Raw genomic sequence first — 20439 nt, 5'->3', positions numbered from 1 at the left:
ATCCGCCCCTCAGTCCCGCAGGACCTTCGGGATCGCGCTCCGCAGACGGGAATAGCCCCGCGCGGAGAACGGCCATGCCCGCTCGTCCCAGTCCCGGCGGATCCTGAGGCAGCCCCCGGGCAGGGCGTCGGCAGAGGGCCCCAGGGGCGCCCAGGCCGTCACCACGGGGCGGTCCCCGGCCCACCCGTCGCGGATGGGCTCGGCGCCGCAGGCGAAATGCGTCCCGGCGCGGGCGAGGGCGTCCGCCATCGCCGCTTCGTCGGCCTCGCGAACCTGCGCGCTCGCCCCGTCCGCATGGGCGAGGAGCCCGCCGATGCGGACCACCCGGGCGCGGCCGAGGGGCAGGCTCTCGGGATGGAGGTCGTCGAGGTGCAGGAGGAGGGCGACCTCGCCCTCCGGCGGGGCGTCGGCTTTGGGGAGGGGCACCTCCCGCGGGGGCATCGCCTCGTCCAGGGGTTCCGCATCCTCGTCGAGGCCGGACGGATCGTAGCGTCCTTGCGTGTACTGGCGGATGTTCTCCCGCCGGGCGAGGTAGTGCTTCCCCCGCGTGTGCAGCCCGGCGACCCAGCGCCAGGACAAGGTGTTGCTCGCCGGATCGCCGTCGAGGAGATGCCGGAGGAAGAAGTCGGCGCCCAGTTCCCAGGGCAGGCGCAGGGTGAAGATCCAGATCGAGGCGAACCACATCCGGGTGTGGTTGTGCAGCCAGCCTTCCCCGGTGAGCTGTCTCGCCCAGTCGTCGAAGCCGTCGATCCCCGTGCGGCCGTCCACGGCCTGCCCGTAGACCCGCCGCAGGCCGGGCTCCGCATCGAGCCGGGCCCGCGCCGTGTCGAGACCGGCTCGATAAGACGTCCAGGCTTCGGGATGGGTCTCGAGATGGCCCTTGAAGTAAGTCCGCCAGAACACCTCCGAGACGAACTTCTGCGCCCCGTCCTCGCCGAACGCGCTCAGGGCGGCCCGGACGACCTCGTCCTCGGTCAGGAGCCTCCGGCGCAGGAAGGGCGAGAGGGCGGAGGTCGTCGGCCGGGCCTCCGGGCCGCGGTCGGTGTTGCGCGCGGCGGCGTAATCGGCCCCCGGCCCGGCGAGGAAGGCGGTGAGGGCGTCGAAGCCGGCGTCGCGGGTGAGGGCGGGTCCGATGGGCATGGCCCTCATCTAGGGCGCCGTCCGCCGAAGCGATGGCCGAGGACGGCGCTTCGCACCCGCCGTCAGGGCGTCCGGCCCGCGGCCACGACGGTCCGGATGGCGAAGCTCGATTGCAGCCGGGCAACTCCCGGCAGCCGCGACAGCACCTCCTTGTGCAGCCGCTCGTAATCGGCGGCGTCGGCGATCTTGAGCTTCACCAGATAGTCGGCGCTGCCGGTCATCAGGTAGCAATCCTGCACCTCGGGGCAGCGGCGCACCGCCGCCTCGAACCGGTTGAGGTAATCCTCCGTCTGGCGGTCGAGGCTGAACTGCGTGAGCACCACGAGCCCTGGCTCGTCGGTGACGCCGCCGATGATCGCCGTGTAGCCCCGGATGACGCCGCTCTCCTCCAAGAGGCGCACCCGGCGGTGGCAGGCCGAGGCTGACAGGCCCACCCGCCCGGCGAGGTCGGCGTTGCTGATGCGCCCGTCGGCCCTCAGGACCTGGATGATTCGGCGGTCGATCTCGTCCATCACAGTCCGTCGAAGAACCTTCGAATATGCCGCAGGATGTTGCACGGCCAAGCTTCGAAGGCAAAATCCTGCGATGGAAACGCGGGAAATTCGCCGGTCCTGCCTGTAGCGTATCCATGGCGGAGAGCGCCGGCAGCATCGGCGAAGATGTCCGAACCTGCCTCGGCCGCCGCTTCCATTGCAGCGACCCCGGAGCATGAGGCTCGCCATGCACGTCATGATTCTCGGAGGCGGCGTCGTCGGCGTCACCTCGGCCTACTACCTCGCGAAGGCCGGGCACCGGGTCACGGTGATCGAGCGCCAGCCGGGGGCAGGGCTGGAGACCAGCTTCGCCAATGCGGGTCAGGTCTCGCCGGGCTACTCGGCCCCCTGGGCGGCGCCGGGCATCCCGGTGAAGGCCCTGAAGTGGCTGATGATGCGCCACCGGCCCCTCGTCCTGTGGCCGCGCCTCGAACCCCGCCTCTACGGCTGGCTGGCGCGGATGCTCGCCAACTGCACGCAGGACGCCTACGCCCGCAACAAGGGGCGCATGGTGCGCCTCGCCGAGTACAGCCGCGACGCCCTGCGCGACCTGCGGACCGAGACCGGCCTTGCCTACGACCACCGGGAGAAGGGCACGCTCCAGCTCTTCCGCACCCGGAAGCAGCTCGACCATGTCGGCGACGACACAGGCGTGCTCGACGCCTACGGCGTGCCCTACGAGGTCCTCGATCCGGCGGGCTGCATCGCCGCCGAGCCGGCCCTGGCGCGGGTGGGGGGCGTGTTCGTCGGCGGCCTGCGCCTGCCGGGGGACGAGACCGGGGACGCCCACCTGTTCACCCAGGGGCTCGCCGCCCTCTGCGAGGGGCTCGGCGTGACCTTCCGCTACGGCGTGTCGATCGCGCGCCTGCATCGCGAGGGCGACCGGATCACTGGGGTCGAGACCACGGAGGGGGTGCTCCTGCGGGCTGATGCCTACGTCGCCGCCATGGGCAGCTACACGCCGGCCCTGCTGCGCCCCCTGGGAATCGCCCTGCCGGTCTACCCGGTGAAGGGATACTCCCTGACCCTCCCCGTCACCGACCCGGATGCGGCGCCGGTCTCGACCGTGATGGACGAGACCTACAAGGTTGCGATCACCCGCCTCGGCGAGCGGATCCGCGTCGGCGGAACGGCCGAACTGGCGGGTTTCAGCCGGGCCCTGCGCGAACCCCGCCGGGAGACCCTCGCCCGGTCGGTGGGCGACCTCTTCCCCGCGGGTGGCGACTTCGCCCGGGCGAGCTTCTGGACCGGCCTGCGCCCCATGACGCCGGACGGCACGCCCATCGTCGGGGCGACGCGAATCGCCAACCTCTTCACCAATACCGGCCACGGCACCCTGGGCTGGACCATGGCCTGCGGCTCGGGTCGGCTCCTCGCCGACCTCGTAACCGGCCGCACCCCCGACATCGCCAGCGACGACCTCGCCATCGACCGCTACGCCGCCTGAGGCCCCCCCGTGCCGGCGCCGCCGGGCATCCGCCGGTGAGCGAATTCCATTTGGCCGACAATGGCCGGACCTGCGCAAACGCGCGTTGCTTGCGGGTGGACCGGTCGTTCCTGACAGTGAATGCGTCACGGGAGGGTCGTGACTGGTCACGATCCGTCATCCCGGTCGCGTCCCGCGAGACTTTCGCTGAGCTAATTTGTGGTTGTAGTCGCTGATTGTGGCGCTCATCGATGTCGAGATTGCGCGGGAAGCGCGCCCCTGACAGTAAAGCTCGGATGATGGAATGCTTAAACACGGTAAAGACCGGCGCGGCGGGTGGGATTCGAAGCTGAATCGGCGTGCCAGATTCATCAATTTCGTTCACGATAGGCGATGAAAGCGCGGCGTATTCGCATTTTAGCAGTTTTCATCGCTTAAAACGCCCCTTATCCGGCTGCTGACATCAATCCAACAGCAGGGCAGGGGGTCTGGAATGAAGCTAAGCCGGCTTGCGGCCGGGTGCGCGGTCGCGTGCATGACGATCGGCGGCGCCGCCGCCGCGGCAGACCGCCCGTCCGGGGAGCTCGATGGCCTGCTCTGGCCGCATGGGCCGTCGGAGGTCCGCCACGACGCGTCCGGTGTCCCCCTGCCCGCCGACGCCCTAAGGGATCGCCTCGCCGTCGTCACGTTCGTCCGGGCGGACTGCACCGTCCTGTGCGTCACGCGCACCATGGACCTCGACAGGCTCGCGCGGACCCTGCCCGAGCGCCTGCGCGGGCGGGTCGTCTTCCTCGCCGTCGATACGGATCCGGCCGCCGACGATGCCTTGCGGCTGCAGGCCTTCGCGGAGAGCGTCGTCGGCCGGGGGTCGCCCCTGCGCTTCCTGACCTCCGACGAGGCGGGGATGAAGGCCCTCACCCGCAAGCTCGGCTATCCGGCCGCCTCCCTCCCCGAACCGCCGCCGACGGTCCTGCTGTTCGACCGCCGGGGCGCGATCGCCATGAGCTACGGCGGCGATCCGATCGATGCCCCGCGGCTGCAGCGGGACATCGCCGTCCTCGACACCTTCACCCAGGGCCTCGACGGCCCCGCGCCTGCCGCCACCGCCGGCATGGACGCCTCCCGCTGACCGCCCCTCTCCCTCCGAAGGACTTCGCCATGGTTTCGAGCTTCTCCGCGTCCCGGGTCCGGGCGCGCCGGACCGCCCTCCTGTCGGCCACGATGCTGGCGGGCAGCCTGCTCACCCCGGCCGAGGCCGCGCTGTTCAAGGTGGTCGTGAACCAAGTGCCGGACCCGCTCCTGTCCGGCCTGTCGATCCCGCCCAACGCGGCGTCGGTAGGCATGTATTCCGGCGTCTACAGCTGGCCGATCAACGCCATCACCCTTGGCTTGCTGCCGAACGGCAAGGTCGTGTCCTACGGAACGCCGGTCAACAACCCGGGCACCCAGGACGGGCGGACCTTCGATATCTGGGACCCGACCCTGGCCGGGGCGTCGAACGCCCATGTCACGGTTCAGGGCGTGGTGGGTGTCAACAGCTTCTGCGGCGCCCAGGCGTTCCGCTTCGACGGCTCGCTGATCTCCTCCGGCGGCATCTTCGACAACGGCAACGACAAGGGGAGCGTCATCCTCAACCCGAGCGCCACGTCCATCGGCGCCGTTTCGGCCAAGCTCGCCAACGACCGCTACTACTCGACCCTGATGACCCTGCCGAACGGCAAGCAGATCATCCTGGGCGGGACCTACCCCTACGCCGCCGGCTACGCGAACCCGCAGGCGTCGATCAACAACGGCGAGATGAAGGCGATGACGCCGGAGGTCTTCGACGGCAACCAGTGGACCAGCCTGTTCGGCGCCAACAGCCGCGACGCGTTCGGGCCCGACAACAGCCGCTACTGGTACCCCCGCGCCTGGAACGCGCCCAACGGCAAGGTCTTCGGCATCACCTCCGACAAGATGTGGTACCTCGACACGACCGGCAACGGCTCCATCACGGCCATGGACTTCCGCAGCGGGCAGAAGAACGTGGGCTCGGCCGGCGACGCGCCGAACGTCGGCCCCGGCTCCACGGCGGTGATGTACGACACCGGCAAGATCATCCAGGTCGGCGGCAACGCCTACACGAACGGCGATGGGTTCCTGGCGTCCAACCGGGCGACCACCGTCGACATCAACGGCGCCACGCCCGTCGCCACGGACGTCGCCCCGATGAAGTACGGCCGCTCCTTCGCCAACGCCACGGTGCTGCCCACCGGCCACGTCGTGATCAACGGCGGCAGCATGCACATCGATGACGCCGGCAATAGCGCGGTTCTGCAGACGGAGATCTGGAACCCGGCCAACGGCCAGTGGATCCAGGCCGCCTCCAACGTGATCTACCGCGGCTACCACTCCACCGCGATCCTGATGCAGGATGGCACCGTCCTGACCTCGGGCGGCGGCAGCCCCGGGCCGGTGTCGAACCAGAACTCCGAGATCTACTATCCGCCCTACCTGTTTACGTCGGCGAATGGCGCCGCCGCCCTGGCCCCGCGCCCGCAGATCGTCAGCCTCGCCTCGCTCCAGCTTCCTTACGGCCAGAGCACCCAGTTCGAGCTGACGTCGCAGAATGGCCTGTCCCAGGTCGTGCTGATCGGGAACGGCCTCGTGACCCACAACTTCAACCCCACCCAGCGCCGGTACGTCGCCAGCTTCTCCCAGTCGGGCAACACGGTGACGGTCCAGACGCCGCCCTCGGGCAACATCGTCCCGCCGGGCTATTACCAGCTCGTCGCCATCGACAGGAACGGCGTGCCCTCCCCGGGCGTGATCGTGGCGGTCGGCAACACCGTTGCGGCCCCCCCGCAGGCGACGACCTACGTCGCCTCGGCGCAGGGCAGCAACGGCGGCGGCTCTGGCAGCGGCGGCAACGGCGGTTCGAACGGCGGCGGTTCGAGCGGCAGCGCGAATTCCAACTCCGGCATCTCCGGCGGCCTCAGCACCGTGTCCGGCACCATCGACGTCCTGAAGGCGTCGCATTCCGGCATGTGCCTCGCGATCACCCCCGGCAACACCAGCGACCGGGGCCCGGTGGCCCAGCAGCCCTGCAACGGGTCCAACGAGCAGCTGTGGCGCCAGACCTCGGTCAGCGGCGGCATGACCTACACAAACATCGCCTCCGGCAAGTGCCTGGACCTCACCCTCGACAACCAGCCTGTCTCCCCCGGCGCCACGATCTACCAGTTCACCTGTCATGGCGGCAGCAACCAGGTATGGAAGGCCAAACCGCAGGGCGTCGGCAGCGCCCTCGTCTCAGCCTACAATGGCCTCTGCGTCGGCATCTTCGGCGCCTCCACCCAGGCGGGGACGGGCACGGTCGGCTGGACCTGCACGGGCGTGCCGGACCAGACCTACCTCGGCAATGGCGGCCGTCCCCTCGTGTCGGCGCAGTCGGGCCTCTGCCTCTCGGTGCCCGCCGGGAACAAGGACGACCGGGGTCCGGTGACCCAGCAGACCTGCACCGGCGCCGCCGAGCAGCAATGGCGCCCGACCGCCGGAAACGGCGGCACGGCCTACGTGAACGTCGCCTCCGGCAAGTGCCTGGACCAATCCCTCGACACCCAGCCTGCCGTCCCCGGGGCCGCGGTCTACCAGTACACCTGCACGAACGCGACCAACCAAGCCTGGATGCCCAAGCCCCAGGGCGGGGGCAGCAACCTCGTCTCCGTGAACTCCAACCTCTGCCTCGGCGTGCTCGGGGGCACCGGTCAGGTCGGCTCCGGGACGGTTGGCTGGACCTGCAACGGCGCGGCCGACCAGATCTTCACCGCCAGCAGCTCGAAGCTCTGAGGCCGACACCCATCCCCGCCCGGGCATGGCGAAAACGCCCGGGCGGGGAGGCCCTGCCCGGAACGGGCGGGGCTACCATAGGTTAAGGGCAAGGCCGCCGAAGGAGCCGGACCTTGCAAGCACCCGTACGCTACAGCCCCGCCGTCGAGGACGTGAAGCCCGACGAGGACGAGACCATCCAGGGATTGTGCGGGACGTTCGACACGATCCTGCAGAAAGTCGCCGACGATTCCGGCCACGCCGTGCGCTCGGTCCACGCGAAGGCCCACGGCATCCTCGAAGGGACCCTGAGGATCGCGGAGGGCCTTCCTCCGGAACTGGCCCAGGGCCTGTTCGCCACCCCCGGCGAGCACAAGGTCTTCATGCGCCTCTCGACCAATGCCGGTGACATCCTGCCGGATTCGGTGTCGCTGCCCCGGGGGCTGGCCCTGAAGGTGCTCGACGTGCCGGGCGAGCGCCTGCCGGACGCCGAAGGGACGACGCAGAACTTCATCATGGTCAACGGGCCGGTCTTTCAGGCTCCCGATGCCGGCAAGTTTCTCGGCAGCCTCAAGTTGCTCGCCGGCACGACCGACAGAGCCGAGGGGCTGAAGGTCTTCGGCTCGACCGTCCTGCGCGGGGTCAACAAGGCGCTCCAGGCCGTCGGCATCGAGAGCCCGACCATCGCCTCCCTCGGGGGCGCCCCCAACGTCGATCCCCTCGGCGAGACCTATTACAGCGTCACGCCGTTCCGGTACGGCGACTACATCGCCAAGTTTTCCCTCGCTCCGGTCTCCCCCGGCCTGACGGCGCTCACCGGGACCGAGATCGACGCCTCCGGCCGCCCCAATGCGATCCGCGAGACGGTCCAGGGTGAGATGGCCGGCCTCGAAGCCGTCTGGGAGTTCCGGGTGCAGCTCTGCCGCGACCTCGCCCGCCAGCCGGTCGAGGATCCGACCGTCGCCTGGGACGAGGAGGAGGCGCCGTTCCAGCGGGTCGCCACCGTCACCGTCCACCCGCAGGACAGCTGGGATCCCGCCCGGGTCGATGCGGTCGACGAGCATATGCGCTTCAGCGTCTGGACGGGGCTCTCCGCCCACCGCCCCCTCGGAAACATCAACCGCGCCCGCAACGCGCCCTACCGGCACTCGGCGGAGTTCCGCCAGCGCTTCAACGGTTGCCCGATCCACGAGCCGACCGCCGGCCGCTGAGGCGGCGGACCGTTCCCGGCGGGTCGGCCTGCCACAGGCGGGACCCGCCGGGGGCCTGAGGCGTTGGCCCGTCAGATCTCCCGGAGTTCCATCATGAAGTCTTCCACTGGCATCCGCGCCGGATTGGCCCTTTCGTTGCTGTCGGGCGCCGCGGCCTTGCCGCACCCTGCCGCCGCCCAGGAGCCCGCCTCCGTTCCCGGGGCGGGCGCACAACAGGCCAAGCTGACCAAGGTCGCGAGCTTCGGCCATCAGGTCACGGGCGTCACCGTGAGCCGCGACGGGCGCATCTTCGTCAACTTCCCCCGCTGGAGCGAGGACGCGCCGGTCTCGGTCGCTGAGCTGAAGGACGGCAAGCCCGTGCCGTTTCCCGATGAGGAGTGGAACGGCTATCGCAACGCCAGGGCGGACGAGGTCGATCCGAAGACCCACTTCGTCTGCGTCCAGAGCGTCGTCGCCGACGGGCAGGACCGTCTCTGGGTGGTGGACGCGGCCGCCCCGGCCATGGCGCACGTCATCCAGGACGGGCCGAAGCTCGTCGGGATCGACCTCAAGACCAACAAGGTCGTCAAGACCATCCCCTTCGACACCAGCACGGTGCTGCAGGCGTCCTACATCAACGACGTGCGCATCTCCCCCGACGGAAAGACCGCCTACCTGACGGATTCCGGCGCCGAGGGCGCGCTGATCGTGGTCGATCTCGACGGCGGGACGGCCAAGCGGGTCCTGTCGGGCCATCCCTCGACCATGCCCGACAAGAGCGTCACCGTGCAGTACGACGGCAAGCCCCTCCGGCGCCCCGACGGGCGCGGCGTCGCCTTCTCGGCCGACGGCATCGCCCTCTCGCCCGACGGCAAGACGCTCTATTGGCAGGCGATCAAGGGCAAGACCCTCTACAGCCTTCCGACCGACGCCCTGACGGGCTGGGCCACCTCCTCCTTCGTGCCGGAGTCCCTGAGCGACCGGACCCTGGGCGGCAAGATCGCCACCGTCGGCGAGAACGGCCCGGCCGACGGCCTGATGATCTCGCGCAAGGACGGGCGGATGTACGTGACCTCGCCGCAGGACAACTCCGTGAAGGTCCGTGACCTCTCGGCCTCGGGCAAGGGCCTCGCCACCCTCGTGCAGGACCCGCAGCTGCGCTGGCCGGACACGTTCAGCGAGGGGCCGGACGGCACGATCTACGTGACGACCTCCCATATCCAGGACTCGGCCGACTACAAGCCCGACGCCCCGATCAGCCTTCCCACGGAACTCTGGTCCATCACGACCGGCCCCGGCGACGTGACCGGTTCGACTGCCCCGGCCCCTGGCACGGCCCGCTGAGGCGGCCCGGAACGCCGGTTCCACCGATGCCGCGTCCGGCGGATGCGGCATCGACGCCGGGAGCCAATCCGGTCTGCCAGGGTTCCCCGTACTCCTTCCCCATGCGCAGGCGCTTGCCGGCCATTTATCCCGAACAGGTTCGGAGACCGAAATGGGACGACCTGGAGACTTCGACATGAGCCGCCGCGAACTCGTTGCGGGCGCCACCGCCGCGGCGGCCTTCTCCGCAGTGCCCCTTCAGGCTCAGGCCGGGAATGCCGGCACGGATAAGCCCGTCACGGCCAAGGTCAGCCTGACCGTGAACGGCCAACGGCGCGAGCTGGAGCTCGATACCCGCACCAGCCTCCTCGACGCCGCCCGGGAGCATCTGCAGCTCACCGGCTCGAAGAAAGGCTGCGACCACGGCCAGTGCGGTGCCTGCACGATGATCGTCGATGGACGGCGCATCAATTCCTGCCTGACCCTCGCCGTCATGCACCAGGGCAGCGAGATCACCACCATCGAGGGCCTCGGCCAGCCCGACAACCTGCACCCGATGCAGGCGGCCTTCATCAAGCACGACGGCTACCAGTGCGGCTACTGCACGCCGGGGCAGATCTGCTCGGGCGTGGCCGTGCTCGGCGAGATCAAGGCCGGCATCCCGAGCCACGTCACCGCCGATCTCAACGCGCCGATGGAGGCCACCGTCGATGAGATCCGCGAGCGCATGAGCGGCAACATCTGCCGTTGCGGCGCCTACTCCAACATCGTCGAGGCGATGACCGAAGTCGCCGGGAGGCAGGCATGAAGTCCTTCACCTACGAACGCCCGACCAGCCCGGCCGAGGCCGCCGCCGCCGTTGCCCGCAACCCGGACGCGAAGTTCATCGCGGGGGGCACCAACCTCCTCGACCTGATGAAGTTGCAGATCGAGACACCGTCCCACCTCGTCGACGTGAACGGGCTCGGCCTCGACACGGTTGAGGCGACGCAGGACGGTGGGCTGCGCATCGGCGCCCTGGTCCGCAACACCGACCTCGCCGCCGACGCCCGGGTCCGAAAGGATTACGGCGTCCTCAGCCGGGCGCTCCTCGCGGGGGCCTCGGGGCAGCTGCGCAACAAGGCGACCACCGCCGGCAACCTGCTCCAGCGGACCCGCTGCCCGTATTTCTACGATACCGCCCAGGCCTGCAACAAGCGCCAGCCCGGCTCGGGCTGCTCCGCCATCGACGGCGTGAGCCGGTCCCTCGCGGTGATCGGATCGAGCGAAGCCTGCATCGCGACCTATCCGGGGGACATGGCGGTGGCCATGCGCGTCCTCGATGCCACCGTCGAGACGGTGGACGGCAAGGGCAAGGGGCGCACGATCGCCATCGCCGACTTCCATCGCCTCCCCGGCGACAGGCCGGAGGTGGACACGACCCTGAAGCCCGGCGAGCTGATCACGGCGGTGACCCTGCCCAAGCCCGTGGCCGGCACGCATATCTACCGGAAGGTCCGGGACCGGGCTTCGTATGCCTACGCCCTGGTGTCGGTGGCGGCCATCCTCAACAAGGACGGCAGCGGGCATGTCGCCTTCGGCGGCGTGGCACCCAGGCCCTGGCGCCTCGAGGCCGCCGAGGCCGACCTGCCCAGGGGCGCCAAGGCCGTGACCGACAAGGTCTTCGCCGGCGCCAAGCCGACGCAGGACAACGCCTTCAAACTGAAGCTCGCCGAGCGGACCCTCTCCGCGGCACTCACCCAGGCGAGGGCCTGAGCCATGAAGTTCGATACCCCCGCGGGCCAGAACCCGATCGACCAGCTCAAGGTCGTCGGCAAGCCGACTGACCGGATCGACGGCAAGTACAAGACCACCGGCACGGCGCCCTACGCCTACGAGCGCCACGACGTGGTGCCGAACCAAGCCTACGGCTACGTCATCGGGGCGAGCATCCCGAAGGGCCGGGTGCGCCGCATCGAGACGGCGGCGGCCAAGGCCGCCCCCGGCGTGGTGGCGGTGGTCACCACCCTCGACATGCCGGCCCTCGGCCTCGGCAAGATGAACGTCGCGAACCTGTTCGGCGGCGACCAGATCCAGCACTACCATCAGGCGGTGGCGGTCGTGGTCGCAGAGACGTTCGAGGAGGCCCGGGCTGCGGCTTACCTCGTGAAGGTCGATTATGCGCCGGAGGGCGGCAAGTTCGACCTCGCGGCGCAGGCCCAGGCGGCCAAGCCCGTGTCCGGCGGGAGCGGCGAGGGCAGCGGCGGCGGCGCCGAGGACCGGCACGGCGACTTCGAGGCGGCCTTCGCGCAGGCGCCGGTGAAGCTCGACGAGACCTACACGACGCCCGACGAAAGCCACGCCATGATGGAGCCGCACGCCACCGTCGCGGCCTGGGATGGCGACAAGCTCACCCTCTGGACCTCGAACCAGATGATCGCCTGGGGCAAGGGCAGCATCGCCAAGATCCTCGGGATCCAGCCCGAGAACGTGCGGGTCGATTCGCCCTATATCGGCGGCGGCTTCGGCGGAAAGCTGTTCGTACGCTCCGACGCGGTGCTGGCCGCCCTCGGCGCGAAGGCGGCGGGCCGCCCGGTGAAGCTGGCGTTGACCCGCCCGATCATCATGAACAACACCACCCACCGGCCCGCCACGATCCAGCGGGTCCGCATCGGGACGACCCAGGACGGCCATATCACCGCCATCGCCCACGAGAGCGTCTCCGGGAACCTGCCGCATGGCCGGCCCGAGACGGCGGTCGACCAGACCAAGCTTCTCTACGCCGGGGAGAACCGCCTCACGGGCATGAGGCTCGCCCAACTCGACCTCCCCGAGGGCAACTCCATGCGCGCGCCCGGCGAGGCGCCCGGCCTCATGGCCCTGGAGATGGCCATGGACGAGATGGCCGAGCGGTTGGGGCTCGATCCGGTGGCCTTCCGCGTCCGCAACGATACGCAGGTCGATCCCGGCAAGCCCGATCGGCCCTTCTCCCAGCGGAACCTCGTCACCTGTCTCAAGATCGGTGCGGAGAAGTTCGGGTGGGACCGGCGCAACCCGAAGCCGGGGCAGGTCCGCGACGGCCACTGGCTCGTGGGGATCGGCATGGCTGCGGGGTTCCGCAACAACCAGCTCACCAAGTCGGGGGCCCGCGTCCGGCTCGCCGGCGACGGCCGCGTGACGGTCGAGACCGACATGACCGACATCGGAACCGGCAGCTACACCATCATCGCCCAGACCGCGGCGGAGATGATGGGGCTGCCCCTCGACAAGGTCGTGGTCAAGCTGGGTGATTCCGACTTCCCGGTGTCGTCGGGCTCCGGTGGCCAATGGGGCGCCAACAACTCCACGTCGGGCGTCTATGCCGCCTGCGTGAAGCTCCGGGAGGCCGTCGCCCAGAAGCTCGGTTTCAATTCCGCCGACGCGGTGTTCGCCGACGGGCAGGTCCGCGCCGGAAACCGGACCGTACCCCTCGGCGAGGCCGCGGCCTCGGGCGAGCTGACCGGTGAGGATTCCATCGAGTACGGCGACCTCTCCAAGAAGGCGCAGCAATCGACCTTCGCCGGCCATTTCGTGGAGGTCGGCGTCGATGTCGACACCGCCGAGGTGCGGGTGAGGCGGATGCTGGCGGTCTGCGACGCCGGGCGCATCCTCAACCCGAAATCGGCCCGGAGCCAGGTCATCGGTGGGATGACCATGGGTGTGGGCGCGGCGCTGATGGAGGAGCTCGCCGTCGACACGAAGCGCGGCTTCTTCGTCAACCACGACCTCGCGGGGTACGAGGTGCCGGTCCATGCCGACATCCCCCACCAGGAGGTGATCTTCCTCGACGAGGCCGATCCGCAATCCTCGCCCATGAAGGCGAAGGGCGTGGGCGAGCTCGGGATCTGCGGCGTCGGCGCCGCGGTGGCGAACGCGGTCTACAACGCCACCGGCATCCGGGTGCGGGACTACCCGATCACCCTCGACAAGATCCTCCATCGCCTGCCGGACGCCGCCTGAGGCGACGGCCCGCCACCGCCCCTGCCGGGATCCGTCCCGGCAGGGGTCGGGCGGGCTTCCCCGGGCTTACGCCACGGTGCAATCTCCCGTCGGCAGGAGGCCCACGGCATGCACGACGACGGCGATCACCCCGACGAACACGACCATGCGGGGCACCCAAGCCCAGGCAGCCCTTCGGCCGGGGAACGTTGGAAGCATGATGGGGTGAGGGTGATTCCCGGCGGCAGCCTGGACGCCAACACCGCGCAGACGCCGGGGATGTTCCGGCAGGCGGCGATCAACGCCGCCCGAGTCGGCGCTCAGAAGATCTGGGCGGGCACGGTGGCGATCCAGCCTGATGCCAAGACGGGCGTCCACCACCATGGCGCGCTGGAGAGCGTGATCTATGTCGTGTCCGGCCGTGCCAGGATGCGCTGGGGCGAGCGGCTCGAATTCGTCGCCGAGGCGGGGCCGGGCGACTTCATCTTCGTGCCGCCCTACGTGCCCCACCAGGAGATCAACGCCTCGACCGACGAGCCCCTGCACTGCGTGCTGGTGCGGTCCGACAACGAGGCGGTGGTGGTCAACATCCCCGACGTCGAGCCGGTCGAGCGGCCCGAGACCGTCCACTGGGTCGATCCCATCCACAGGCACCCGTGAACCGCCCCCGCGCGGTCACCGCGGCCTCGCCAGGGGCGTCAACCGGTTCACGTTGATCTGCGGCATGAACAGGATTGCGACCTGCGTACGGTTTCGGAGCTTGTACTTCCGCATGATGTTGCTGATGTGGCTGCGGACAGTATTGGGGGAGATGTTGAGTTCGTAGGCGATGATCTTGTTCGACAGCCCCTGCGCGATGAGCACGATCAGCTCCGCTTCCCGGGCGGTCGGCGGGGTGAGGTCCGGCATGGGCTGCGTCCGGATGGCGGGAGGGCCCTTGATCGGTGACTTGCCGAGCCAGGGTGTCGATCGGGGTGTACTGACCCGTCTCATCGTCTTCTCCTTTCGATGGCCAGATGACCTTCGTGGCGTTCACTCGGCCTTGAGGGCTTCGACCGGATCGAGCCGGGAGGCCCGGTGCGCCGGATAGAAGCCGAAGAAGAGCCCCGTCGCCCCCGAGAAACCCACCGCCAGGGCGACGGCGCCGGCGTCGATCACGGTGGTCCAGCCTGCCGAGTGGGCCAGACCGAGGGACACGCCTGCTCCGATCGCGCTGCCGATCAGGCCGCCCACGAGGCACAGGACCAGGGCCTCGCACAGGAACTGGAGGCGGATGTCCCGCCCCCGGGCGCCGACGGCCCGCCGGATCCCGATCTCCCGGGTCCGCTCCGTGACCGACACGATCATGATGTTCATGATGCTGATCCCGCCGACGAGGAGCGAGACGGCCGCGATCGAGGTGAGGAGGATCGCCACCGTCCGCGTCGCGCCCCGCTGCGCCTCCGCGGCGGCGGCGGGGTCGGAGACCCGGAAGTCGTCGTCCCCATCGGCATCGATTCGGTGCCGCTGGCGCAGGAGCCCCTCGATCTCTTCCTTGGCCCGGGGCATCGCCTCGTCCGAGACCGCCTTGGCCAGCACGTAAGCCACGGAATCCCGGGCCGCGCCGGACGCCCCGAGGAACCGCAGCTTGGCGGTCGAGAGCGGGACGAACACGACGTCGTCCTGGTCCGGGCCCTTCGGCGCCAGGACGCCGACCACCTCGAACGGCACGTTCATGATCCGGATCTCCGTGCCGACCGGATCCTCCGTGCCGAACAGCTCGCGGGCGACGACGCTGCCGAGGATCGCGACCTTGCCGGCGCCCGCGACCTCGGTGCCGTTGAATGAGCGCCCGGCCGAGAGGGTCCAGTCGCGGACCACGAAGTGGTTGGCCGTAGTGCCGTTGATCGTGGTGTTCCAGTTGCGGTTCTCGTGGATGACCTGCGCGCTGCCGGCCACGGAGCCCGCCGCGGCCCGGACCTGGGGTACCTGCTCGAGGATGGCGTCCACGTCGCCTTCCGTCAGCGTCGGCCGGGTGCCGGCCTTGAGGCGCACCGCGCCCTGCCGGGCGGTGCCCGGATTGATCATCAGCACGCTGGTGCCGATGGCGCGGATCTGCCGGGCGACCTGGGTCTGCGCCCCGTTGCCGATGGCCAGGACCGTCACCACCGAGGCGACGCCGATGACGATGCCGAGCATCGTCAGGATGCTGCGCAGGGGATTGAGCCGCAGGGCCTGCACGGCCAGCAGCAGGGCCTGCCCGATATTCATGCCCGCCTCTCCCTGAGGCCACGGACCGCCTGCTGGCAATCGGAGACGATGCGTCCGTCGAGGAGCCGGACCACGCGTCCGCACTGGGCGGCGACACCGGGATCGTGGGTGATGAGCAGGATCGTCCGCCCCGCCCGGTTCAGGCCGTGGAAGAGGCCGATGATCTCCGACCCCGTGCGGCTGTCGAGGGCGCCGGTCGGCTCGTCGGCGAGCAGGATGCCGGGATCGGTGACGAGGGCCCGGGCGATGGCCACGCGCTGCTGTTCACCACCCGAAAGCCGTGAGGGCAGATGCCCGGCCCGGTGCGCGAGGCCGACCGCCTCCAGGGCCTGCTCCCCCCGCCTGCGCCGCTCGGAGCGCCCGACGCCCGCATAGAGCAGCGGCAGCTGCACGTTGGCGAGGGCGGTATGGCGCGAGAGGAGGTTGTAGGATTGGAAGACGAACCCGATCCGCCGGTTGCGCAGCATCGCCCGGCGATCCGGCGTGAGCCGTCCGGTCTCGATGCCCTCGATGAGGACCTGACCCGAATCCGGCCGGTCCAAGAGCCCGACGAGGTTCATCAGGCTGCTCTTGCCGGAGCCCGAGGGGCCGATCACGGCGACGCATTCGCCTTCGCCGATGTCCAGGCTGACGTCGTGCAGGACGGGCACGGAGACGTCGCCCATGCGGAAGGTTCGGTGGATTCCGTAGAGGCTGACGACGGCGCCGGTCATAGCCCGAGCCTGATGCCGAGGAAGCGCGGGGGCTCGACGGTCTCCGCCTGCCCGACGACGACCCGGTCCCCCTCCGCCAGGCCGCCGTCCTTGAGCGCGACCTGGTCGGCGCTGATGGCCCCGGTGACGACCGGGACAGGCCGGAGCGTGCCGGATGGGCCCTGGATCCAGACGGCCTGCTCCTTCGCCGCACCGTCCTCCGGGCGCCCCGCCGGGCGCCCGGAGGACGGCCTGAAGCGCAGGGCGGCCAGGGGCACCTTGAGGACATCCTCGTCCCGCCGGACCGTGAGCCGGGCCAGGGCCGTCATGCCCGGAAGGAGCAGCCCGTCGCGGTTCTCGGTCTTGAGCACCACGGTATAGGTCACGACCCCCTGGCTGACCTGGGGCGCCTTGCGCACCTGCCGCACGATGGCTTCGAAGCGGCGGCCGGGAAAGGCATCGACGGTGAAGGTCGCCTTCTGATCCGGGGCGACCCGGCCGATGTCGGTCTCGTCCACCCGGGCGTGGATCTCCATCTCGCCGAGGTTCTTGGCGACTGAGAAGGCCGTGCGGGCCTCCAGGCCCACGGCCAGGGTCTGCCCCTCGCTGACGAAGCGCCCGACGATGACGCCGTTGATGGGCGAGCGGATGGTGGTGCGTTCCAGCTCGATCTCGGCCGCCCGCAGGCTGGCCTCACGGAGGGGGAGGGAGGCCTTCGCCTCCGCGAGTTCCCCCTCGATCCGGCGCAGGTCGGCCGAGGCCCCGTCGACGGTGAAGCCGTTGAGGTTGAGCAGGGTCGAGGTCTCGCGCATCTGCGCCTTGCGCGAGGCGAGTTCCGTCTGCGCGTCGTCGAGGGAGGTGAGGGTGGCCACCTCCCGGGAGCGCAGGACCGTCTTGCGTTCGAGGTTGCGCTGGGCGGCGGCCTCCAGCACCTCCGCGTTGTCCACCCGGGCGGCGAGCACCGCCCGGTGGGCCTGCGCGTTGTCGAGGTCGATCCGGGCCCGTTCGAGCCGCGCCTCCTGCACCCGGACGGTGGCCCTGGCCACCGCCAGGGAGGCGCGCTCCTGCTCGACCCTGGCGAGGTAGCTGCGGGGGTCGATCTCCGCCAGCGGGTCGCCCTTGCGCACCCGGTCGTTGAAATCGACGAAGAGCTTGCGGATCAGGCCCGGCTGCTGCGATCCGACCTCGACCGTCTCGACCGGCTGGAGCGCCCCCGTCGCGGTGACGACCTGCTCCAGGCTGCCCCGCTGGATCGCCGCCGTGATGAATCGCTCGCCCTCGGCCGGAGGCGCATGGCCGACCCATTCGTCATAGGCCTGCCCGGACCACGCGGTGAGGAGCTGGACGGTCTCCCGGACCTCGCCGGGCTTTTGCTGCGCCACGGCGATGAGGGTCAGCCCGGCGGCGACTGCCGACGTGCAGAGGGTGCTGATGAACCAGCTTCCCACCCTAGCCTCCCATGACCGGACCGATGATCGGTCTCGTCGGCCGGCCGGTTTGTTTCCGAAGATTGCCGGCCTTGCGGGCTGCATCTTGCAGATTGCAGCCTGTGCCGTAATTCGTGCCACTCCGTACGGGCCAGCCCTTATGTGCAGACGCGGTGGTCGTAGCCCGCCTTCAGGGTGGCGCGCACGAGCGCCTGCACCGTCCCGCATTCCATCTTCGCCATAAGCCGGGACCGGAAAATCTCGACGGTCCTCGGGCTGATGGCGAGCTCGTCCGCGATCTGCCGGTGGGTGCGGCCGATGAGGATGAGATCCATGACCTGACGCTCCCGCCGGGTCAGTCTCCCGATGTGCTCCGCGACCGCGGTTTCGTCGATGTCCGGCCGGGCCGACCGGGTTCCGCACAGGGCCTTGCGCAGCGCCGTGAGAAGCGTCTCCGGGTGGAAGGGCTTTTCGATGAAGTCGCAGGCGCCGAGCTTCATCGCCCGGACGGCGGTCGGCACGTCGCCGTGGCCGGTGACGACGATGACCGGGATGGTCAGCCCCAGCGCCCGGAGGCGGCTGAGGAACTCCAGTCCGTCGATTCGCGGCATGCGGATGTCGGTGAGGATGCAGTCGCCGTCGATCCGGGCGGGTGTCGCGAGAAGTTCGGCGGCCGAGACATGCTCCCGGACGCCGAAGCCCGCCTCGTCGAGGATGGCTGCGGTCATGGCCCGCAAGGAGGCACTGTCGTCCACGATGTGCACGAGGAATTGCGCAAACACGGCGAGATCTCCCTGATGACCGTCTGTCCACGCTGTCGAAGCGGGTGCGGTCCTGTCGATATGGTACCTCAATTCTGAATTATCGGGGCAAAAACTTAAGGGGATGACCGTATATCTACGCGTATCGAGATACCGAATGACTACGTAGATGGCGATATATTGATTTGATCCAGTTAGCAATTTTCTCATTTAGCCGACATCGGCAGTCCGAAAAAAAGACTAGGACGGTTGTGGCGCTATCGTAAACGAATAGTTTTCGCATTTACTTGGTTGTCGCCGAACCAAGTGTCTAATCCTGGTCTGGCGCCAGTCGAATCGGCATCAAGCCGTCAATCAATTCTGTGGAGGCATGTCATGAAGAAGATTGTTCTCTCGACCGTCGCTGTCCTCGCCCTCGCCATGTCCTCGTCGGCTGGCTTCGCCGCCTCGTTCGGCAGCGGCAACGGCAACGGCAATGGCAACACCGGGATCGGGAACGGCAACGGGAACGGCAACGGCAACACCGGTGCCCTCAACGGCAACCTGAACGGCAACGGCAACTACGGTATCGGCAACGGCAACCTGAACGGCAACGGCAACCACGGTATCGGCAACGGCAACCTCAACGGCAACCTGAACTACGGCGTCCTCAACGGGAACGGCAACGGCAACTTCAACTGGGGCGCCTTGAGCGGCAACGGCAACGGCAACCTGAATCGCTGATCGGATTCGGGCGGGGGCGGCCGGTGGGTCGCCCCCCTTGATTCCAAGCGAGGCCCGTTCGGAACGAGCGGTTCCCCGCCAGCCAACGCCGCGGTCCATCCAACATCCCGGATACAGGAGGGCACGATGAAGAGCTTTCACATCCTGGCCTGGACCATCGCCTCCCTCGTTGTAGGGCAGGCTGTGCCGGGCAACGCCACCGGTCTTTTGCTGTTCGGCTCCATCGGCAACGGCAACGGCAACGGGAACGGCAATGTCGGCGTGGGCAACGGCAATGCGAACGGCAACGGCAACACCGGCCAGGGGAACGGCAACGGGAACGGCAACGGGAACGGTGCGACCTCGACCAACGGCAATTTCGGCGCCTTCAACACCGGCACCGGCAATATCGGCGCGTTCAATTCCGGGACGGGGAACGTCGGCGCCTTCAATGGTAACGGCAACACGAGCACGACGAGCGGGAACAAGAATACCGGTGCGTTCAACGGCAACATGAACACCGGAACTAGCAACGGCAATGGCAATACCGGGTCGTTCAACGGCAACTTGAACGGCGGCAACTCCAACGGGAACAACAATTCCGGGGCCGCCAACGGCAACCTGAACGGCAATGCGTCGCTGCCGTTTCGGTGAATGCGGCGGGGCCGGGCATTTGTGGAGACGGTCATGCAGCTCATCGCCCGCATCGCGAACCCGCTTCTCCTGCCGCTGAGCCTGTCCGTGGCTTTCCCCGATGGCCCAGGCCGGATGCCCTCTCCGGCCCACGGCCCCGGCCAGAGCGCGGAGAGCGGCGCGTCGGGCATCGGGAGGGCGAAAGTGCCCCCCACGCCCCGGCAGGGGTCCGGGAACTTCAACGGCAACGGCAACGTCGGGAACTTCAACGGCAACGGCAACACCGGAAGCTTCAACGGCAACGGGAACCGGTCCAGCGGGAATGGGAACGGTTCGGCCCGCGACGGCACCGGAAACGGGAACCGGTTTCCGGATGAATGACCGGTCCGGCCACCGGATCAGCGCTCTCGCCGACGATTGAGGCGATCTGTTTCATCTCGATTTTTTTAAGCGATTTATATTCATAGATCGGCCGAATGGTCTTATACTTTTGTATAAGACCAAGATTTATTGCTACCGGAGACTTGGAGGAGGAACCTAAGCTGCGGTGGTGGGCGCAGCCCGGAAGGAATGGCGGTCATGGCCACGACGCTTCGGC

Annotated in this window: 19 protein-coding genes; 12 read left to right on the top strand and 7 right to left on the bottom strand. The window is 69.0% G+C overall.

Going from position 1 to position 20439, the window contains the following annotated elements:
- Positions 1 to 9 precede the first annotated feature (9 nt).
- A complete protein-coding gene (locus tag MFF22_RS03970) occupies positions 10 to 1140 on the bottom strand; it encodes an FAD-binding domain-containing protein (protein WP_238247644.1) in 1131 nt (376 codons plus the stop codon).
- Positions 1141 to 1202: 62 nt separating this feature from the next.
- A complete protein-coding gene (locus MFF22_RS03965) occupies positions 1203 to 1652 on the bottom strand; it encodes an Lrp/AsnC family transcriptional regulator (RefSeq protein ID WP_238247643.1) in 450 nt (149 codons plus the stop codon).
- A gap of 208 nt (positions 1653 to 1860) precedes the next feature.
- Between MFF22_RS03965 and MFF22_RS03960 the strand changes: the two genes are divergently transcribed.
- The 9 genes from MFF22_RS03960 (at position 1861) to MFF22_RS03920 (ending at position 14036) form a co-directional block, all read left to right on the top strand.
- Positions 1861 to 3120: a D-amino acid dehydrogenase gene (locus MFF22_RS03960; protein WP_238247642.1), complete on the top strand. Its 1260-nt coding sequence runs from the start codon at positions 1861 to 1863 to the stop codon at positions 3118 to 3120.
- 514 nt (positions 3121 to 3634) lie between these two features.
- On the top strand, positions 3635 to 4228 hold the full coding sequence (locus tag MFF22_RS03955) for an SCO family protein (RefSeq protein WP_238247641.1): 594 nt from the start codon (positions 3635 to 3637) through the stop codon (positions 4226 to 4228).
- Positions 4229 to 4257: 29 nt separating this feature from the next.
- Positions 4258 to 6927 (top strand): RICIN domain-containing protein, encoded by a 2670-nt coding sequence (locus MFF22_RS03950; RefSeq protein WP_238247640.1) that lies wholly within the window; start codon positions 4258 to 4260, stop codon positions 6925 to 6927.
- A 113-nt stretch (positions 6928 to 7040) separates the two neighbouring features.
- The gene (locus tag MFF22_RS03945) at positions 7041 to 8117 is read left to right on the top strand and encodes a catalase family protein (RefSeq protein ID WP_238247639.1); all 1077 of its coding nucleotides are present in this window, start codon (positions 7041 to 7043) and stop codon (positions 8115 to 8117) included.
- A gap of 93 nt (positions 8118 to 8210) precedes the next feature.
- On the top strand, positions 8211 to 9440 hold the full coding sequence (locus MFF22_RS03940; RefSeq protein WP_238247638.1) for an L-dopachrome tautomerase-related protein: 1230 nt from the start codon (positions 8211 to 8213) through the stop codon (positions 9438 to 9440).
- A 151-nt stretch (positions 9441 to 9591) separates the two neighbouring features.
- A complete protein-coding gene (paoA, locus tag MFF22_RS03935) occupies positions 9592 to 10227 on the top strand; it encodes an aldehyde dehydrogenase iron-sulfur subunit PaoA (RefSeq protein WP_238247637.1) in 636 nt (211 codons plus the stop codon).
- Complete coding sequence (locus MFF22_RS03930) at positions 10224 to 11174, top strand: FAD binding domain-containing protein (RefSeq protein ID WP_238247636.1); 951 nt, start codon at positions 10224 to 10226, stop codon at positions 11172 to 11174. Before paoA ends, MFF22_RS03930 begins: the two co-directional genes overlap by 4 nt.
- A 3-nt stretch (positions 11175 to 11177) precedes the next feature.
- Positions 11178 to 13397, top strand: a complete 2220-nt coding sequence (gene paoC, locus MFF22_RS03925) for an aldehyde oxidoreductase molybdenum-binding subunit PaoC (protein WP_238247635.1) — start codon at positions 11178 to 11180, stop codon at positions 13395 to 13397.
- Positions 13398 to 13505: 108 nt separating this feature from the next.
- A complete protein-coding gene (locus MFF22_RS03920; RefSeq protein ID WP_238247634.1) occupies positions 13506 to 14036 on the top strand; it encodes a cupin domain-containing protein in 531 nt (176 codons plus the stop codon).
- 15 nt (positions 14037 to 14051) lie between these two features.
- Here MFF22_RS03920 and MFF22_RS03915 read toward each other — a convergent pair whose 3' ends face one another.
- From MFF22_RS03915 to MFF22_RS03895, 5 genes are all read right to left on the bottom strand, one after another.
- A complete protein-coding gene (locus MFF22_RS03915; protein WP_238247633.1) occupies positions 14052 to 14285 on the bottom strand; it encodes a response regulator transcription factor in 234 nt (77 codons plus the stop codon).
- A gap of 123 nt (positions 14286 to 14408) precedes the next feature.
- Entirely contained in the window at positions 14409 to 15626 is a 1218-nt protein-coding gene (locus MFF22_RS03910; RefSeq protein ID WP_238247632.1) for an ABC transporter permease, read from the bottom strand.
- Positions 15623 to 16339 (bottom strand): ABC transporter ATP-binding protein, encoded by a 717-nt coding sequence (locus MFF22_RS03905; protein ID WP_238247631.1) that lies wholly within the window; start codon positions 16337 to 16339, stop codon positions 15623 to 15625. The genes MFF22_RS03910 and MFF22_RS03905 overlap by 4 nt, the downstream gene beginning before the upstream one ends.
- Positions 16336 to 17766, bottom strand: coding sequence for an efflux RND transporter periplasmic adaptor subunit (locus MFF22_RS03900; protein ID WP_238247630.1), 1431 nt, complete (start codon positions 17764 to 17766; stop codon positions 16336 to 16338). Before MFF22_RS03900 ends, MFF22_RS03905 begins: the two co-directional genes overlap by 4 nt.
- A 137-nt stretch (positions 17767 to 17903) precedes the next feature.
- The gene (locus MFF22_RS03895; protein ID WP_238247629.1) at positions 17904 to 18527 is read right to left on the bottom strand and encodes a response regulator transcription factor; all 624 of its coding nucleotides are present in this window, start codon (positions 18525 to 18527) and stop codon (positions 17904 to 17906) included.
- A 354-nt stretch (positions 18528 to 18881) separates the two neighbouring features.
- Here MFF22_RS03895 and MFF22_RS03890 point away from each other — a divergent pair, with 354 nt between their 5' ends.
- From MFF22_RS03890 to MFF22_RS03880, 3 genes are all read left to right on the top strand, one after another.
- The gene (locus MFF22_RS03890; RefSeq protein ID WP_238247628.1) at positions 18882 to 19229 is read left to right on the top strand and encodes a hypothetical protein; all 348 of its coding nucleotides are present in this window, start codon (positions 18882 to 18884) and stop codon (positions 19227 to 19229) included.
- Positions 19230 to 19355: 126 nt separating this feature from the next.
- Entirely contained in the window at positions 19356 to 19862 is a 507-nt protein-coding gene (locus MFF22_RS03885; RefSeq protein WP_238247627.1) for a hypothetical protein, read from the top strand.
- Between the two features lie 33 nt (positions 19863 to 19895).
- Positions 19896 to 20222: a hypothetical protein gene (locus tag MFF22_RS03880; protein WP_238247626.1), complete on the top strand. Its 327-nt coding sequence runs from the start codon at positions 19896 to 19898 to the stop codon at positions 20220 to 20222.
- Positions 20223 to 20439 lie beyond the last annotated feature (217 nt).

This window comes from Methylobacterium persicinum, from assembly GCF_022179525.1.
GTDB lineage: Bacteria > Pseudomonadota > Alphaproteobacteria > Rhizobiales > Beijerinckiaceae > Methylobacterium > Methylobacterium persicinum.
The sequence above is the reverse complement of the archived record's forward strand: the minus strand, read 5'-3'. Positions and strand labels throughout refer to the sequence as shown.

Bases quoted from the DNA above. Each gene is read 5' to 3' on its own strand.
- MFF22_RS03960 (WP_238247642.1), top strand. From the start codon at position 1,861: ATGCACGTCATGATTCTCGGAGGCGGCGTCGTCGGCGTCACCTCGGCC.
- MFF22_RS03920 (WP_238247634.1), top strand. From the start codon at position 13,506: ATGCACGACGACGGCGATCACCCCGACGAACACGACCATGCGGGGCAC.
- MFF22_RS03905 (WP_238247631.1), bottom strand. From the start codon at position 16,339: ATGACCGGCGCCGTCGTCAGCCTCTACGGAATCCACCGAACCTTCCGC.
- MFF22_RS03950 (WP_238247640.1), top strand. From the start codon at position 4,258: ATGGTTTCGAGCTTCTCCGCGTCCCGGGTCCGGGCGCGCCGGACCGCC.
- paoC (WP_238247635.1), top strand. From the start codon at position 11,178: ATGAAGTTCGATACCCCCGCGGGCCAGAACCCGATCGACCAGCTCAAG.
- paoA (WP_238247637.1), top strand. From the start codon at position 9,592: ATGGGACGACCTGGAGACTTCGACATGAGCCGCCGCGAACTCGTTGCG.
- MFF22_RS03930 (WP_238247636.1), top strand. From the start codon at position 10,224: ATGAAGTCCTTCACCTACGAACGCCCGACCAGCCCGGCCGAGGCCGCC.
- MFF22_RS03965 (WP_238247643.1), bottom strand. From the start codon at position 1,652: ATGGACGAGATCGACCGCCGAATCATCCAGGTCCTGAGGGCCGACGGG.
- MFF22_RS03940 (WP_238247638.1), top strand. From the start codon at position 8,211: ATGAAGTCTTCCACTGGCATCCGCGCCGGATTGGCCCTTTCGTTGCTG.
- MFF22_RS03915 (WP_238247633.1), bottom strand. From the start codon at position 14,285: ATGCCGGACCTCACCCCGCCGACCGCCCGGGAAGCGGAGCTGATCGTG.
- MFF22_RS03910 (WP_238247632.1), bottom strand. From the start codon at position 15,626: ATGAATATCGGGCAGGCCCTGCTGCTGGCCGTGCAGGCCCTGCGGCTC.
- MFF22_RS03890 (WP_238247628.1), top strand. From the start codon at position 18,882: ATGAAGAAGATTGTTCTCTCGACCGTCGCTGTCCTCGCCCTCGCCATG.
- MFF22_RS03970 (WP_238247644.1), bottom strand. From the start codon at position 1,140: ATGCCCATCGGACCCGCCCTCACCCGCGACGCCGGCTTCGACGCCCTC.
- MFF22_RS03955 (WP_238247641.1), top strand. From the start codon at position 3,635: ATGACGATCGGCGGCGCCGCCGCCGCGGCAGACCGCCCGTCCGGGGAG.
- MFF22_RS03885 (WP_238247627.1), top strand. From the start codon at position 19,356: ATGAAGAGCTTTCACATCCTGGCCTGGACCATCGCCTCCCTCGTTGTA.
- MFF22_RS03880 (WP_238247626.1), top strand. From the start codon at position 19,896: ATGCAGCTCATCGCCCGCATCGCGAACCCGCTTCTCCTGCCGCTGAGC.